This is a genomic window from Pedobacter montanisoli (genome assembly GCF_022809115.1).
In the GTDB taxonomy this organism is placed as follows: domain Bacteria; phylum Bacteroidota; class Bacteroidia; order Sphingobacteriales; family Sphingobacteriaceae; genus Pedobacter; species Pedobacter montanisoli.
Genome location: NZ_JALGBH010000001.1, coordinates 451,866 through 469,956, shown reverse-complemented (window position 1 = coordinate 469,956; position 18,091 = coordinate 451,866). Strand labels below are relative to the sequence as shown.

Sequence of the window (18,091 nt, the reverse complement as noted above, 5' to 3'; positions counted from 1 at the left end):
CTCAAGTGAAAGTTAATATCATAAATACATCCAGCCATCCACTGCCGGCGTATGAAACCGATCATGCAGCAGGTCTGGATCTAAGAGCATTTATTCCTGAACAAATTACAATTAAACCTTTGCAACGGTTTTTAATTCCAACAGGTATTTACATAGAGCTACCCGTAGGATATGAGGCGCAGGTAAGGCCACGTAGCGGACTGGCTTATAAACATGGGATAACCGTATTGAACTCACCAGGTACAATAGATGCCGATTACAGAGGTGAGGTAAAAGTATTACTGGTTAATTTATCCGATACTGATTTTATCATCAATAATGGAGAACGCATTGCGCAAATGGTTGTAGCAAAACATGAAGCCATCACCTGGAACGAGGTAGAAGTATTAACCGATACCAAAAGAGGACAGGGTGGGTATGGACATACAGGTAAATAATTCGGCTAACCGAGGCTGAAATGAAGAGAAAATAATGCAGGTAAAAAAGATTTTTTTAGGTGTTTTATGTTGTTTTAGTAGTATTGCTTTTAATGCCTATGCTCAAAAGGAGGTGGTTTTAAAGGACACAAACGCCGTAAAAGAACTTTTTTTTGCAGGGTTAAGAGATAAGATGACAGAGAATTATCCCAAAGCGGCAAGCAGCTTCTCTAAAATTGTAGATCTCGATCCTCAAAATGACGCTGCATTATTTGAACTGGCAAATCTCTATTTTAAGCAAAACAAATTTATGGAAGCCGAGATTGCGGTAAAAAAAGCAATCGCAATTAAACCTGCTAATATCTGGTATCTTAAATTGCAGGCCGATATTTACAGACGGTCGGGAAACCCTGAAGCACTGATCCGTATTTTAGACCAGCTTATAACCCTTGATGAAAATGACAGGTTTTATTATTTCGATAAAGCCAATGCTTTATATTTCTCAGGCAAGAAAGCAGAAGCAGAAAAACTTTACCAGAACATAGAACAAAAATTCGGCTCATCCCGGGAACTTGAAATGGCACGTCAGCGTTTTGCTTTTCAAAGTAAAAATGCAGAGAAACAGCAATCCGATGAAACAGTTAGTACGAGTAACTATCTTTTAAAAGGCGCACAATTGTTGGAGAACAATAAGCCCTCAGAAGCTCTTGCTGTATTACAGAAAGCCAAGCAGGGAGAACCGCAAAATTTTGAAATAGATTTGGCTATGGCCGATGTTTATCAGGAACTGAAACAAAGTGATGCAGCCATTGCGGCTTTACAAAATGCATTTAACAACCCCGAAATGCCTCTTAATGCAAGACTCAGTGTGCTAGGCAAAATATTGGCAAAATCGGGGGGCTTAATTAAATCTAAAAATATAACCGATCTGGCACTAAATACCTTAAAAGAATATCCCGATAATACTAAAGCTAGGCTCATGTATGGCGATCTGCTGTATCAAACGGGTAATCTTGCAGTTGCTAAAGAACAATATGCAAAAGCGGTTAAAGCAGAACCCCAACTTTATATTGCATGGGAAAAATTGCTTGCTGTGCAAACTTTATTAGGTAATTACGAAGAAGCCATAAAAGTAGGTGAAGAAGCTTTAACTTATTACCCCAACCAAGCTATTCTTTACTATTATAAAGCCTTTGCTTTGCATCGTAACGGGCAAAATGCAGAAGCTGCTTTCGATATTAAAAATGCGTTGCAATTAGATGCAGAAGATAAAAATCTCAATGCAATGATTTTGGCTTTACAGGCAGAGGTTTTTATAGATCAAGGGAAACTTAAAGAAGCCGATGAGGCTTTTGAAAAGGCCATTGCCCTTGCCCCCAACAATTACCTTACCATGAGTAACTATGCCTACTACATGGCGCTTAGAAACCATAATTTAGATAAAGCAGAGAGCCTGGCTTTAAAAGCAGCGGCCGCACATCCGGCTAATGCTTCTGTATTAGATACGTATGCTTTTGTTTTGCTGAAACAAAATAAGTTGGATGCGGCTTTAGAAAATATAAAAAAAGCCTTACAGTCAGATCCTTCAAACGGGGTTTATATAGAACATCATGGAGATATCCTGTATTTAAAAGGAGATAAAGAAAAAGCATTAGAACAGTGGATAAAGGCGGGTTCAAGCGGAAACGCGTCTGATAAATTAAAAAGAAAGATCAATGAGAAAAAATATATTAAATAGTTTTTTGATTACAGCGATTGTATTTACGCTGGCAAGCTGTAAAACTAAGAAGATCATTGTTGCTACACCCCCGGTAGCGCAACAACAACTGCCTGAAACCAATAAAAAATTGGAAAATCTACAGGCTTTACAGGCAAAAGATCTGTCTTTTAACACACTGGCATTAAAAGGCAAGGCCGATTTAGATATAGATGGCGATATTAATAGTGTTACCATGAATATCAGGATAAAAAAAGACCAGGCCATATGGGTAAATATTACTGCATTAGGCGGAGCTTTAGAGGTTGCAAGAGCATTGGTTACACCTGATAGCATTAAACTGATTAATCGTATGCAAAAAACATATACCAAAAAGCCTTTCAGTTATATCCACGAATTTACCAATCATCAGATTGATTTTAGTCTGCTACAGTCGATATTCTCAGGCAATACCATTAAAGCTTTTATGAATGAGAACTCAGATTTAAAGTTTGAGAATGGTGTCTGGAATTTAAGTGGTAAAGCAGAAGATTTGGTTTATGCTGTACTTTTTAATACACTTTTAAAACCAGCCGAAACCAGTCTGAATGATGCCGAAGCCGGGCAAGCCCTTAAAGTATCTTATGAAAAATATACGCCTTTAAATGGAGGTTTATTCCCCTCAAAATTGAACTTACAGTCGATGGCAGGAACCAAGAAGATTGCTTTAAGCCTTGAGTTTAACAAGGTAGAAGGCAATACAAATGTTGATTTTCCGTTTACAGTTCCTAAGTCTTATCAGCTAATCAAATAATTTTTTTATAATTTTGGATAATGAAGCTAAAAACTATCCTGATTCTCATTTCGTTAATTTTAGGTTTTGCAGGCGTAAAGGCACAATCGAGTAAAGAGCTGATGCGCAAAAAAGAAGCGCTACAAAGAGAGATTGAACTGGCCAGGAAAAATCTGGACAAGACCACATCTGGCAAAAAACTTACCTTATCTCAGATCAATGCGCTAAAAGCACAGATCAGGCTACGTCAGGAAAAAATAGCTGTCATCAACTCAGAGATTAAAAACATAGACAGTAAAATAAATGAGAATACCGGCAAGGTTAGAGATCTGCAATTGCGCTTGTCTGATTTGAAAAAAGAATATGCAGGTATGATTCGCTTTGCACAGCGCAATAAAAATGCTTACGATAAAATGATGTTTGTTTTTGCTGCAAAAGATTTTAACCAAGCATATAAACGTATTAAATATCTACAACAATTTGGACAGTACAGAAAAAAACAAGCCGCTTATATACAGGGAACCCAAAAAGACCTGAACAATCAGATCGTTGTTTTAGATAAAGACCTGAAAAACAAATCGAATTTACTTAAAGAACAGGAAACAGAAAAAGGTAAACTGGATAAAAATAAAAATGAACAGTCTGTAGTGTTAAACCAATTAACCAAACAGGAAAAACAGTACAAACAAGATATTACTAAGAGAAAACAGCAGCAAGATGCCATTAGCAGGCAGATTAAAATAGCGATAGACCGTGAAATTGCTGCAGCACGTAAAAAAGCTGAAGAAGAAGAGCGTATAGCTGCTGCTAAGGCAAAAGCAGAGAACAAACCAGCTCCTGCTACAACGCCCGGCAAACCAAAAACAAACAGTGATGTGCTTAGAGCCACGCCTGAAGCGGCCAGACTTTCTGAGGCATTTGAAGCGAATAAAGGTAGCTTACCAGCTCCGGTAGCCAACGGATATATTACCGCTCATTACGGGGCTTATAAGGTAGATCAGGCCTCAGGTAAAAACGATGGGGTAACTTATCAGACCAGTGAAGATGCAGCTGCAAGAGCTGTGTTTAAAGGAAAAGTTACAACAGTAACTCCTTTGCAGGGCAGGTATATTGTTATTATTAGCCACGGTGAATATTTTACGGTATATTATAATCTTAAAAGCGTAAGTGTGAGCAAGGGCGCAGAAGTTTCTACAAAACAAACTATAGGTATTGTAGCCATGAATGAAGGCGTACCTGAATTAGGTTTTCAGATACAACGGGGATCAGTTCCGCAAAATCCTGAAAGCTGGTTAGCGCGCTAAAAGCTGTTATTTTAATTATATTTGTATAAAATTGGCTTAGAGATGTATTCAGCAACGTTATTAGAGTTCTTAAACATAGGCGGAAGTGAGATGATGCTTATTGTTTTGGCTATACTTTTGTTATTTGGAGGTAAAAAATTACCAGAACTGGCACGGGGATTGGGTAAAGGTATAAGAGAATTCAAAGATGCTTCAGAGGGAGTAAAAAGAGAAATCCACCGTAACATCAATTCTTTTGATGCAGATGTAGAAGACAAGTCTGCTGCGGCTAACCACACTTACCGTGAGCCAGAAACAGACCAAGGTTACTCTATCCATGAGAATGAAACTCCGTTAGCAGGCACTTCCTCTGCGGTAGAGGCAAACGGAACACAAACAGAAGATAAGGAACCTACAAGTTCACATTAAACAGGTTTAAAAATATTAAAATTAGAACATCATGTTACAACCAACAATTTTAGGAGCATTAGGGTCATCAGAGATCATTTTAATTGTAATCGCACTTTTATTGCTCTTTGGAGGTAAAAAAATTCCAGAATTAATGCGTGGTTTAGGTAGAGGTGTAAAAGAGTTTAAAGACGGTAAAGACGGCGTAGACTCTGATAAATCTACACAAAACAACGGTTAATTACCTTTAAAATACTTTTTGCAAGTTTTGAAAAAGCATAACTCTTTAAATGAGATTAAATCCCTTTTAGAAAGTAAAGCGCTTACTCTTCAAGACTTGCTGGCTTATTATTTTAAGCAGATAGAAAAGCATCAACACCTCAATGCCTTCAATGAGGTGTTTTTTGATTCTGCCACCAGGCAGGCAGAAATTGTTCAGCAAAAAATGGATTCCGGTAAAGCTGGAAAACTAGCGGGTATGGTAATAGGTATTAAAGACAATATTTGTTATACCAATCATAAAGTTACCGCTTCATCAAAAATGCTCGAAAGCTTTGTGGCCCCTTATTCTGCCACGGTAGTTGAAAAACTTTTACAGGAAGACGCCATTATTATAGGTCGGTTAAACTGCGATGAGTTTGCTATGGGCGGATCAAATGAAACCTCTTATTACGGAGTGGTAAGAAATGCCGCAGATCAAAGCCGTGTAGCAGGAGGCTCATCAGGAGGTTCGGCTGCTGCTGTTCAGGCAGATATGTGCTTGGCCGCATTAGGTACAGATACTGGCGGATCGGTACGACAGCCGGCTGCTTTTTGTGGTTGTATTGGCTTAAAACCTACTTACGGACGTATTTCACGATATGGCGTAATCGCTTATGCTTCTTCTTTTGATCAGATCGGAACAATTACCTCATCGGTTACAGATGCTGCATTGCTTTTAGAAGTGCTATCAGGTGCAGATCATTATGATAGTACCGTTTCTACGCAACCTGTTCCTGCCTATCAAAGCAGTTTAAACCAGTCGGGAAATCCTAAAAAAATAGCCGTTTTAAAAGAAACCATTGATAATCCGGCATTGGATAATGACATCAGGAATGCAATTGAGTATGCAATAGAAAAACTTCGAGAGCAAGGTCATCAGATCACTTATGTTTCATTTGATTTATTAGATTACCTGGTTCCGGCTTATTATGTTTTAACTACAGCCGAAGCATCTTCTAATCTTTCGCGGTATAGTGGGGTGCATTTTGGCCACAGAAATACCGACGCAAAAAATCTTACAGACTTATATAAAACATCTCGGGCAGAAGGCTTTGGAGAAGAAGTAAAACGCCGCATTATGCTGGGTACATTTGTATTAAGCGCAGGTTATTATGATGCCTATTACCAAAAGGCGCAAAAGGTTCGTAAACTTATCAAAAACAAAATAGAAGAGCTTTTAAATACGCACGATATCTTATTAAGCCCGGTAACCCCAACACCCGCATTTAAAATAGGCGAAAATATCAAAGACCCTTTGCAGATGTATATGGCAGATGTTTATACCGTTTTAGCATCGCTTACAGGTGTGCCCGCTATCGCTTTGCCTTTAACCAGCAATGCACAAGGACTGCCTTTGAGCGTACAGCTAATGGCTAAACATTTTAACGAACAGGAACTTTTAAACCTATCATATCAGTTTTTAAAAGAAGCTTAGCGTAAGTTAAGTATTGGAGGCTTTGCTTATGAAAAAAACCTTACTCACTATTTTTATAATTTGCAGTTCATTAAGCGTTTTCTCTCAATTTAAAGTAAAACAATTATCTGCCGATTCTTTGAATCAGGAAAAGCATACAGATACCACAGCTGTTCCCGAACTGGGGCAGGCACTTCTAACCTACAATCAGAATTATATTTATAAACTGCGTCTTGATTCTATACAGCAAACCGTACCCTTAACTTATAATGAATTTGTGCAGGGTTATATAGATGTCTATTCAAAAAGGAAAGATATGTATGGTAAGATGCTGGGTTTGTCTAACTACTATTTCCCCATCTTTGAGCAGGCACTTAAAGCCTATAATATACCCTCAGAGATCAAATATCTTCCCATCATAGAATCTTCTATGAACCCTCATGCCATTTCAAGAGTAGGTGCAACAGGTTTGTGGCAATTTATGTTTGGTACGGCAAAAGGCTATGGGTTAAATATGGATAACTTTGTTGATGAAAGAAAAGACCCTGTTCAGGCCAGTTATGCAGCCGCAGCTTATTTTAGAGATGCATATAACGAATTAGGCGACTGGTTGCTGGCAATAGCGGCATACAATTGCGGAAAAGGCAATGTTACACGGGCCATAGATAAAGCCGGATCTAATGATTTCTGGCAGATAAGACCATATTTGCCTAAAGAAACCAGAGATTATGTACCTGCATTTATCGCTGCGGTTTATGTAATGAAATATGCAAGCCGACATGAAATTACAGCGCAGAAGAGTTCCTTTGGCTTTAAAACAGATAGTATCATGGTTACTAAATTTGTTGCACTGAGCGATCTGGCCAAAGCAATAAACTATGATTCAACCACCTTGGTAGCGTTAAATCCTTCATATAAAAAATTTATAGTGAATGGAACCCTAGAAGCACCCAAACGCGTCATTATCCCAAAAGTAGATCATACATTTTATGCAAACATCTTTGAAATCGTAAATGCAGATCTGGATATAGATAAAACCCTAGTAGCAGCCACAACAGATGATGTAAGAGACCTTAGGAAACTGAAAAAAACCTCAATAAAAGATCAGAAAACCAATACACAGACCCATAGCGTAAAAGCAGGCGAAACACTTACCGCCATCGCCAATAAATACGGCATAGAAGTTCAGGATATAAAAGTCTGGAATAAACTAAGTGAGGCATCTATCATACCCGGACAGAAACTGATTGTAGCTAAAAATACCGATAGCCTAAAAAACAGCAAAGATATAACTGCAAATAAATCTACCATTTATAAAGTAGAAGCAGGTGATACCCTGTTTGCTATTGCAGAAAAATTTAAAGGAGTAACAGTAGAAGCGATCCAGAAACTAAACGGACTTAAGAATAATGCCATTAAAGTAGGTATGCTTTTGAAAATTATGTAAACCTGTTTCTTCATAAAATTTATTTATTCCTTTAAATTTTAAAGGAATAAATAATTCATATCTCTTTAAAAATAAGTTGTTTTTCACAAATAACATCTGCATATTGGCTGTTGCTTAATAAACCAGCCATCTTTTTGCGCAAGCACTAAAACTAAGCTAAGAGAAGTTTCAGTTTCATTTAAAACAATAACTAATATGAAAAAGGAACCTTATCATTAGTAAAAATTGTAAATTTGACCGCACAAGAATTAAGAAGAAAATGAGCAAAACAAATAGAAAACAAGACGCTTTAGACTATCACTCACAAGGAAGACCGGGAAAGATAGAGGTAGTACCAACTAAACCTTATTCTTCTCAAAGAGATTTGACTTTAGCCTATTCTCCAGGTGTGGCAGAACCTTGTTTAAAAATTGCAGAAAATAAAGAAGACGTTTATAAATATACATCAAAAGGTAACCTGGTAGCGGTAATCAGTAATGGTACTGCTGTTTTAGGTTTGGGAGATATTGGCCCTGAAGGTGGTAAACCTGTTATGGAAGGAAAAGGATTGTTATTTAAGATCTTTGCCGATATTGATGTTTTTGACTTAGAACTTGATACCAAAAACGTAGATGAGTTTGTAAGAATTGTAAAAGCATTAGAACCTACTTTTGGAGGGGTTAACCTTGAAGATATCAAAGCGCCTGAGTGTTTTGAAATTGAGCGCCGCCTTAAAGAAGAAATGAATATTCCGGTTATGCACGATGATCAGCATGGCACGGCAATCATTTCAGCAGCAGCATTGTTAAATGCTTGTGAACTGCAAAAAAAGAAAATAGATAAAGTTAAGATTGTGGTAAACGGCGCAGGAGCGGCAGCCATTTCTTGTTCTCGTTTATATGTTTCACTAGGCGCTAAAAAAGAAAATATTGTAATGTGCGACAGAAGCGGAGTAATTCGTGCTGATCGTGAGAATTTAGATCCTATTAAAGCAGAGTTTGTAACCAAACGCGATCTGCATACACTTGCTGATGCCATGAAAGATTCTGATGTTTTCATTGGTCTTTCTTCAGCAGATTGTGTAAGCGTTGAGATGTTAAACTCAATGGCCAAAAACCCTATTGTAATGGCCATGGCTAACCCTAATCCTGAAATTGCTTATGAAATTGCCATAAAATCACGTAAAGACATCATTATGGCAACCGGAAGATCTGATTATCCTAATCAGGTAAACAATGTTCTGGGTTTCCCTTATATTTTTAGAGGAGCTTTAGACGTACGGGCTACGGCTATTAATGAAGAAATGAAGATTGCTGCTGTTAGGGCTATTGCCGAGCTGGCTAAAAAGTCGGTTCCAGAAGCAGTAAACATGGCTTATAATGTAAAAAACCTGAAATTTGGTAAAGAATATATTATTCCTAAACCAACGGATTTCAGGCTGATGACCAATGTATCTATTGCAGTGGCTAAAGCGGCAATAGAAAGCGGTGTTGCACGTAAAGTAATTACAGACTGGGATGCTTACGCAGAAGAATTGAAAGCCCGTTTAGGCGGAGATGATGCTTTAATGCGTGCAGTAACCACTAAAGCTAAAACTGACCCTAAGCGTGTGGTTTTTGCGGAGGCTGATAATTACAAAATCTTAAAAGCAGCTCAAATTGTTAAAGATGACAATATTGCCATCCCTATTTTATTAGGTAATAAAGAAAGAATACAAAGCATTATCGATGAGAATGCCCTTGAACTTGAAGGTGTTCAAATCATAGATCCGTTGCAGGAAGCTGAGCGTATAAAAAAATATGCTCAGGCACTTTATGAAAAACGCCAGCGCAGAGGAGTTACCTTAATTGAAGCTACCAAGTTTATGCGCGATAGGAACTACTTTGGTGCATCAATGGTAGAGTTTGGTGAGGCTGATGCCATGATTTCGGGTCTTACTAAAAACTATGCATCGACCATTAAACCGGCTTTACATGTAATTGGAACCGAGCCAGGTGTAAACCGTGTTGCAGGTATGTACATGATGATGACCCAAAAAGGACCAGTATTCTTTGGTGATACCACCGTTAACGTAGATCCTACGGTTGAAGAATTGGTAGATATTACGTTGTTAATTGAGAAATCGGTTCGAAAATTCAATGTACATCCAAGAATAGCCATGCTTTCTTATTCTAACTTCGGCTCAAACCAAGGAGATATTCCAGAGAAGACCCGTAAGGCGGTAAAGATTTTGCATGAGAAATATCCTGAAATTATTGTAGATGGAGAAATGCAGGGAAATTTTGCGATTAACAATACCATGTTAAAAGACAACTTTCCTTTTAGCCGTTTAGCCGATGCGCCTGCAAATACTTTGGTATTCCCTAATCTTGAATCAGGTAACATTGCCTATAAATTGTTACAGGAATTAGGGGGAGCAGAAGCTGTTGGGCCAATCTTACTGGGAATGAAAAAACCTGTACATATTGTTCAGCTAGGCAGTTCGGTTAGAGAGATTGTGAATATGGTTACCATAGCTGTGGTTGATAGCCAGTCTAAAAGTGAGATTGATAACCAAAAGAAAAAAAGTAAACGCTAATACATAATATTATATGTACGATTATATTGATGGAAAACTAACCTTTAAAGGCCCTACTTATATTGTAATTGATGTAGGTGGCATAGGTTATCATATCAATATTTCGTTAAATACATACAGCGTTTTAGGAGATAAGGAGCGGTGTAAAATTTATACCTGGCTTCATATCAAAGAAGACGCCCATACAATTTACGGATTTGCAGATGAAGGAGAGCGCAGGCTCTTCTTACATCTGATTTCTGTATCGGGCATAGGCCCAACTACTGCAAGAATGATGTTGTCATCAATGTCGCCGGCAGAGATACAACAGGCAATAGTAAGCGCTAATGTTGCAGTTATCCAGAAAATAAAGGGTATAGGAGCAAAATCTGCACAGCGCATCATATTAGAATTACAAGATAAATTGAAAAAAGACGGCATAGAATCATTAATTTCAATGCCAATTCATAATACAATTAAAGATGAAGCGTTATCAGCTTTAGTCATGTTGGGCTTTGGTAAGCAAATTTCTGAAAAAGCATTGGATAACGTGATAAAAAAAGCTGAAGGAAGTTTGACGGTTGAGCAGATGATTAAAGAAGCATTAAAAAACCTATAAACAATTTACCTTTGATAAACCAAATTAAGCTTTGTGCGCTGTTCTTAACGCTCTTGCTATGTTCTCATTTATACGCTCAGGAGAACAAGCAGGTTAATGTTATTGATACTGCCAAGAACACCTTTAACCCTAAAGAGCTTAAGCAGATAGGCTTACCTGTACAAACCAATCCTTTTTTTATCCGGCCTCAAAATGTTAAAAAAGAAGTTCAGTACGATCCGGTTACAAATCTCTATATCATTAGTGAGCGTGTAGGAGGCAAGCTCATTTCATTGCCTCAGTATTTAACTGTAGAACAATACATGCGTTTGGTTAACAGTGAAATAAAGCGTGATAACTGGCGTATGCTGTCAAACCAGGAGGTGGCCGATATCAGGAAATCGGGTATTATTCCAGAAGTAAGAATAAATAGCAAAGCTTTCGAAAAAATATTTGGCAGTACTCTTATAGATATACAACCCAGCGGGGAAGCAGAACTTACTTTTTTAGGTAGGGTTAACAAAAACGAAAATCCTTTATTTAACGAACGACAACGCGTACAAACCAATTTTGATTTTAACCAGCGCATTCAGATGGATGTGGTAGGTAATATCGGTACAAAGATGAAAATCAAAATGAATTATAATACAGAAGCGCAGTTTGATTTTGAGAACCAGATTAAATTAGATTATACTGGCGGTGCAGACGATATTATAAAAAAGATTGAAGCCGGAAATGTGAGCTTGCCACTTAACACCTCATTGATTAAAGGAACACAGGCCCTTTTTGGGGTAAAAACCCAGTTTCAATTTGGTAAATTAGGCTTAACCACAGTTTTTTCGCAACAAAAATCGCAGTCTAAAGAAATACAGATCAGTAACGGTGCCCAGCAGAATGATTTCAGAATAAGTGGTAGCGATTACGAAGCGAATAAGCACTATTTTCTTGCACAATTTTTCAGAGATCGTTACAACCAGTCTTTGGCAAATCCGCCTACCATTTTATCAGGCATAAATATTACTAAAATAGAAGTGTGGCTTACCAATAAAACCGGAAGCACACAAGATTCAAGAGATGTTCTGGCATTTTTAGACTTAGGTGAAAATGCGCCTTACAATACTAACCTGTTAATTGGTGGAGGTTCTGTACAACCATCGGGCTTTTTAAATCCAACTTATCCTCAACAATCAAATAACTTATTAACAAGCCTATCTCCCGATGCCCGCCTTACCAATTCCAATGCAATTATAGGATTCTTTAACGGTAGTGGTGGTACAGATAACTTTGCCAAACTTACTTATGCCCGTAAGCTTACAGATCGTGATTTTACTTTACAACCTCAGTTAGGATACATCTCTCTGAATATGCAGCTCAATACCGACGAGGTTTTGGCAGTTGCTTATCGCTACACTTATAATGGCGTAGAATATCAGGTGGGCGAGTTTTCTACAGATGTACCTTTTGATCAGAATACGCCTAAGGTATTATATACCAAATTGTTGAAAAACGAAACCATCAAAACCAACTTACCTACCTGGAATTTGATGATGAAAAACATCTATAACATAGGTGGGTATCAGATCAGCAGTCAGAATTTTAAACTCGATATTTTCAGATTAGATGAAACTTCAGGGGTTGAAAGACCTATTATAACCGAAGGTGCAAATACCATTAACAAGCAATGGATCAATATAACAGGCTTAGACCGGTTAAATTTACAACGAGAACGTAAGCCAGATGGAGTATTTGATTTTATTGCAGAAAATAAACCTTTTGTAAATACCATTAACAATGCCAATGAGTTTGGAGGTGGGTTAAGCACAAACGGTAGCGGCAGTGCTGCTGTGCCAACCAATACCAGCAATGGCTATATTACTATAGAACCGGTAAATGGCAGGATTATTTTTCCAGTACTTGAGCCTTTTGGTAAAGATCTGGCTGCCCAGTTTAATCAGTCATCAGAACAAGTATTGATCAATAAATATACTTATCCGCAATTGTATGATTCGGTAAAAGTTTCTGCTCAGCAAAATTTTCCGGGCAAAGACAGGTATATTATTAAAGGAAGTTATCAGTCAGATATTTCATCTGAGTTTAACCTCAACGCTATTAATGTTCCTGAAGGATCGGTTAAAGTATTTTTAGGTACCATGCCTTTGGTAGAAGGAGCTGATTATACCGTAGATTATATGAGCGGCAGGGTTAAGATTTTAAATACTGCCTTATTGAGCTCCGGCCAGTCTATCAGGATCTCAACAGAGAATAATGAGTTGTTTGGGTTACAGCAACGGTCTTTATTTGGGGTTAGGGGCGATTACAGAGTAAACAATAAACTTAATATAGGCGGAACACTGATGAACCTTACAGAAAAACCTATTTCTGCAAAGGTAAATTTTGGTGAAGAACCTATTTCCAATACCATGTGGGGTTTTGATGTGAATTACACATCGCCTTCCAGGTTTTTAACTAAACTGGTAGATAAGATTCCCTTAATTTCTACCAAAGAAAAATCTACGGTTACTTTTTATGGTGAGTTTGCCCAGCTTATACCGGGGCATCCCTCGGCTTTAAATTTTGCCGGAACAAAAAGAGGAACCAGTTATCTGGATGATTTTGAGGCATCGAGATCTGTTATAGATCTGAAAGGCGCTATTTCGTGGCAGATATCAGGAACGCCACAATTGTTCTCTGAATCGCAATACTTGGATGATCTTCGTTATGGTTATAACCGAGCTAAAATAGCTTTCTACAATATAGATCCTACGTTCTATAATCGTGGCGGTTCATCACAAATACCGGCTTCGTTACGTAACAACAAAAACGAAATGTCTAACCATTACGTTAGAGAGATTACAGAAACCGAGGTTTTTCCTTATAAACAGATCAGTACCGGGCAACCCATTACATTACCTACTTTAGATCTGGCTTATTATCCTAATCTGCGAGGTCCTTATAATTATACCACAACAGGCGTAAATGCAGATGGTACATTGCAAAATCCTAAACAACGCTGGGGTGGTTTAATGCGTAAAATAGATATTAACGATTTTGAATCGCAGAATATAGAATATATTGAACTCTGGCTAATGGATCCATTTATCTATAAGCCAAATTCGCAAGGTGGAGATTTATATTTTAATCTGGGTAATATCTCTGAAGATATCCTGAAAGATGGCAAGAAATCGGCTGAAAATGCATTACCGGCAGATGACGACCCTTCAAAGTATGAAGAAACCAATTGGGGCAGAGTAGTTAAGCTCCAACCGGTAATTCAGGCTTTTGATAATGATCCTGAAGTACGTAAAAAGCAAGATGTAGGTTTAGATGGATTATCCAGTCAGAACGAAAGAGCAAAGTTTGCCAGTTTCCTTACCAGCATTAAAAATGTTTTAAATCCTGCAGCTGCGGCAGCTTTAGATAACGACCCTTCATCAGATGATTATAGTTATTTCAGAGGGCCTGAGTTAGACAAGATCAATGCTGGTATCTTAAAGCGTTATGAAAATTATAATGGTACCGAAGGTAACTCAAAAACACCTCAGCAGTCTATGGCCGAACTGGGCGTAGAGAACTCGGCTTCAACGTCTTTGCCTGATGGCGAAGATATTAACCGCGATAACAACATGTCGCAATCAGATGATTATTTTCAATACAAAATATCTATGCGTCCCGGAGATCTGGTTGTGGGGCAGAATTTTGTAACAGATAAGGTAGTTACTCCTGTTAAATTAGCTAACGGACAAACGCAAAATACCACCTGGTACCAGATCAGGATACCTATTGCTCAGGTTCAACAAACAGTGGGCAATATCCGTGATTTTAAGTCGATCAGATTTATCAGGATGTTCATGACCAATTTTGCTGATACGGCAGTATTGAGATTTGCTAAAATACAACTGGTGAGAGGCGAATGGAGACAGTACAATGCCAAAAATGAAAGTAACCAGGTTATTGTAGATCCATCTTTGATCCCTGCTCCGGCAGATAATTCAACAATGGAGCTATCAACTGTGAATATTGAAGAGAACGGTAAGCGTAGCCCAATACCTTATGTAGTACCGCCAGGTATAGAGCGTGAAAGAGATTTCAGTAATTACAGAGGAGATACCAGACAGAATGAGCAATCGCTGGCTATGACGGTTAAAAATCTGAAAGACGGCTATGGAAGAGCAGCCTTTAGAACAGCGCTTTCAGATTTCAGAGCATATAAAAGGTTAGAAATGTTTATTCACCTTGAAGCAGTAGGCAACAGCACTTTATCTGATAATGATTTGCAGGCTTTTATAAGAATTGGTACCGATCATAATGATAACTATTATGAATATAACCAGCCATTAAAAGTAACACTGCCTAATACCAGCGATCCCTATGCGATCTGGCCGGATGCCAATAAAATGGATTTAGATTTGGAATTGCTTCAACAGGCAAAGATTGCCAGAAATAATGCCCGTACAACAGGCGGAATGCCATGGCCTTTAAATATACCATTTACTTATGTTGTAGATGGTAAAACCATTGTAGTAAAAGGACAGCCTGATATGAGTAAGGTGAGAGTTTATATGCTGGGGGTAAAAAATCCTTTGCGTAATCCGGCTTCTCCTTCAGGCGATGACGGGTTAACAAAAGACGGAATGCTCTGGTTTAATGAATTGCGTTTAACCGGTTTTGATGAAAGAAGTGGTTGGGCTGCTACGGCTAGAATGAGTGCCAAGCTTGCCGATTTTGCCGATGTAAATATTTCGGGTACTAAATCTACTGTAGGTTTTGGTTCAATAGAAAGCAGAGTGAGTGAGCGTAAACGTACAGATGATGAAGCATTTGATATCTCATCTAATATAGAATTAGGCAAATTTTTGCCACAAAGAAGCGGCGTTAAAATACCTATGTTCGTAAGTTACTCAAAACAGATTGCCACACCACAATTTGACCCGCGGACACCAGATATCGAACTTTCAAAAGCTTTGAATAATGCCAATAAAGAGCAAAAAGATTCTATCTTAAACTTTGCTCAGGATTATACAACACGCAGTAGCATTGCTTTTACCAATGTGCATAAAGAACGTAAACAGGATGATAAGGTAAGGCTATGGGATATAGAAAACTTTAATGTTACCTATGCACAAACCAAACTTTCGCATCGTGATTTTGTAATCGAAAGAAATATTCAAAACACTTATCGGGCTTCATTGGCTTACAACTATGCCTATACGCCTAAAAGCTACCAACCTTTTGATAAAATTATCAAGTCTAACAGTCTTAAATTGCTAAAAGATTTTAATTTTAGTCTATTGCCTAACAGTATCAATTTCAGGGTAGATGTAGATCGCTATTATGCAGAAAATACCTTGCGTAATAATGATCCAAATAATTATCTCCCTATTCAGACTACTTACAGCAAGAATTTCTTAATGTCGCGTATTTATGGTATTGCATGGGATCTGACCAAATCTTTAAGTCTTGATTTTGATGCTACAAATTATTCTATAATTGATGAGCCAGATGGTAGAATAGAAGGTTTAAAACGCGATACTTTATGGAATAACCTGAAAAATTTAGGACGTACCACAGACTATAACCACAGTTTGAATGTACGCTATAGTGTACCGATAAATAAAATACCGGGTTTAGATTGGGTTAATGTAGCTACTACCTATGGAACTACTTTTAACTGGCAAACAGAACCATTGGCAACCCTGCGTGATCCGAATATCAATCTGGGAAATACCATTCAGAATTCAAGAACCATACAGGTAAATCCTACATTAAATTTTGTAAATCTCTATAATAAATTCGGTTTTTACAGGAGAGGCTCAAAAACCACAGATAGTACCTTTAACATAGGTAAACTGGCAACTGGTATTTTGACATCAATCAAAAGCATTAATGTGGCCTTTACACAAACAAAAGGTACATTCTTGCCAGGCTATTTACCACGAACAAAATTTTTTGGTATGGATGATGTAACCGGAGCACCAGGTTTAGGTTTTGTTTTCGGTAGCCAGAGAGATATCAGGATGATGGCCTTGAATAACGGCTGGTTAACCACAGATCCGTATCAGGAAAAACTTTATGTAAATACACTGCGGGAAGATTTTCAACTTACTTCAACCATAGAACCCATCAACGATTTAAAAATTACCTTGAATGCCGGCAGAAACAGGACATTAAATTATTCTACCAACTTCAGGTATGACAATGTTTCTAATTCGTTTAAAGATTTCAGCCCTAATACTACAGGTGATTATAGTATCTCTATCATCAGCTTAAGAACAGCTTTTAAAGAAAAAAACGGAAGTATTGTATCAGAAATATTTAACCAGTTTATGGCTAACCGTTCTGTGATATCTCAAAGACTGGGAAATCAGAATCCTAATTCAAATGGCGAGGCAAACGGTTACGCAGATGGTTACAATAAAGATGCGCATGATGTGGTAGTAGAAGCTTTTCTGGCAGCTTATACCGGTAAGAATGCAGGTACAATGAGGCTCAATACCCTGCCAAAAATTCCATTACCTAACTGGCGTTTAACCTATTCGGGTTTAACCAAAATTGCGTTTCTTGCCGAGCGTTTTTCCGAATTGAGCCTAAGGCATGGTTATCGCTCTACTTATAGTGTTAACGGTTTTAATACGCTGTTAAAATACCAGGAAACAGATGGATATGTAAGCAGTAGAGATGTTAACCAGAATTTCCTGCCTTATTATCAATTTGCACAGGTAAGTATCTCAGAACAGTTTGCGCCTTTAATAGGTATTGATGCCAGGTTAAAAAGTAATCTGACTGCTAATTTTGAAATTAACAGAACCCGTCTTCTTGGATTAAGTTTATCAAATAGCCAGCTGGCACATTTATCAGAGAATAACTTTGTATTTGGATTGGGTTACAGAACCAATAAATTCAGGTTTCCTTTTGGCTGGTTCAGCAATCTTCGTTTAGACAATAACATGGATTTTAAACTGGATGTAGCCGTAAGAGATAATAAGACGGTTATTTACCGGGCAGATATCAGCGAAGCAGAAGTGTCTTCAGGAGCAAAAAATATTACCCTGCGGCCAAGTGTAGATTATGTGCTAAATCAGCGGTTTAACTTAAAAATATTTTACGATTCTAATATTACTAAGCCTTATACCTCACAATCGTTCAATACATCTTTCAGCAATTTTGGGTTTAGCCTGCGTGCTACCTTAAATTAATACCATATAATTGCAACAAATGGTTAACTTTGTGGGCAAAAGAAAC

Annotated in this window: 11 protein-coding genes; all 11 read left to right on the top strand. The window is 37.8% G+C overall.

The window, feature by feature from the left end:
- Positions 1-5: 5 nt before the first annotated feature.
- The 11 genes from dut (at position 6) to sov (ending at position 18,045) form a co-directional block, all read left to right on the top strand.
- Complete coding sequence (gene dut / locus MMF97_RS02005) at positions 6-437, top strand: dUTP diphosphatase (RefSeq protein WP_243358303.1); 432 nt, start codon at positions 6-8, stop codon at positions 435-437.
- A gap of 172 nt (positions 438-609) precedes the next feature.
- On the top strand, positions 610-2,154 hold the full coding sequence (locus tag MMF97_RS02000; protein ID WP_243358301.1) for a tetratricopeptide repeat protein: 1,545 nt from the start codon (positions 610-612) through the stop codon (positions 2,152-2,154).
- Positions 2,132-2,926, top strand: coding sequence for a DUF4292 domain-containing protein (locus MMF97_RS01995; RefSeq protein WP_243358290.1), 795 nt, complete (start codon positions 2,132-2,134; stop codon positions 2,924-2,926). Before MMF97_RS02000 ends, MMF97_RS01995 begins: the two co-directional genes overlap by 23 nt.
- A gap of 20 nt (positions 2,927-2,946) precedes the next feature.
- Positions 2,947-4,209 carry a murein hydrolase activator EnvC family protein gene (locus MMF97_RS01990; protein ID WP_243358282.1) on the top strand — a complete coding sequence of 421 codons (1,263 nt, stop codon included), beginning with the start codon at positions 2,947-2,949 and terminating at the stop codon, positions 4,207-4,209.
- Positions 4,210-4,251: 42 nt separating this feature from the next.
- Positions 4,252-4,617 (top strand): Sec-independent protein translocase subunit TatA/TatB, encoded by a 366-nt coding sequence (locus MMF97_RS01985; RefSeq protein ID WP_243358280.1) that lies wholly within the window; start codon positions 4,252-4,254, stop codon positions 4,615-4,617.
- A gap of 31 nt (positions 4,618-4,648) precedes the next feature.
- Positions 4,649-4,837, top strand: coding sequence for a Sec-independent protein translocase subunit TatA/TatB (locus MMF97_RS01980; RefSeq protein WP_243358276.1), 189 nt, complete (start codon positions 4,649-4,651; stop codon positions 4,835-4,837).
- 27 nt (positions 4,838-4,864) lie between these two features.
- Positions 4,865-6,292, top strand: coding sequence for an Asp-tRNA(Asn)/Glu-tRNA(Gln) amidotransferase subunit GatA (gatA, locus tag MMF97_RS01975; protein ID WP_243358274.1), 1,428 nt, complete (start codon positions 4,865-4,867; stop codon positions 6,290-6,292).
- Positions 6,293-6,320: 28 nt separating this feature from the next.
- Complete coding sequence (locus tag MMF97_RS01970) at positions 6,321-7,718, top strand: lytic transglycosylase domain-containing protein (RefSeq protein WP_243358272.1); 1,398 nt, start codon at positions 6,321-6,323, stop codon at positions 7,716-7,718.
- Between the two features lie 259 nt (positions 7,719-7,977).
- Positions 7,978-10,275 (top strand): NADP-dependent malic enzyme, encoded by a 2,298-nt coding sequence (locus tag MMF97_RS01965; RefSeq protein WP_243358270.1) that lies wholly within the window; start codon positions 7,978-7,980, stop codon positions 10,273-10,275.
- Between the two features lie 13 nt (positions 10,276-10,288).
- Entirely contained in the window at positions 10,289-10,873 is a 585-nt protein-coding gene (gene ruvA / locus MMF97_RS01960) for a Holliday junction branch migration protein RuvA (RefSeq protein WP_243358268.1), read from the top strand.
- An 11-nt stretch (positions 10,874-10,884) separates the two neighbouring features.
- The gene (gene sov / locus MMF97_RS01955) at positions 10,885-18,045 is read left to right on the top strand and encodes a T9SS outer membrane translocon Sov/SprA (RefSeq protein WP_243358267.1); all 7,161 of its coding nucleotides are present in this window, start codon (positions 10,885-10,887) and stop codon (positions 18,043-18,045) included.
- Positions 18,046-18,091 lie beyond the last annotated feature (46 nt).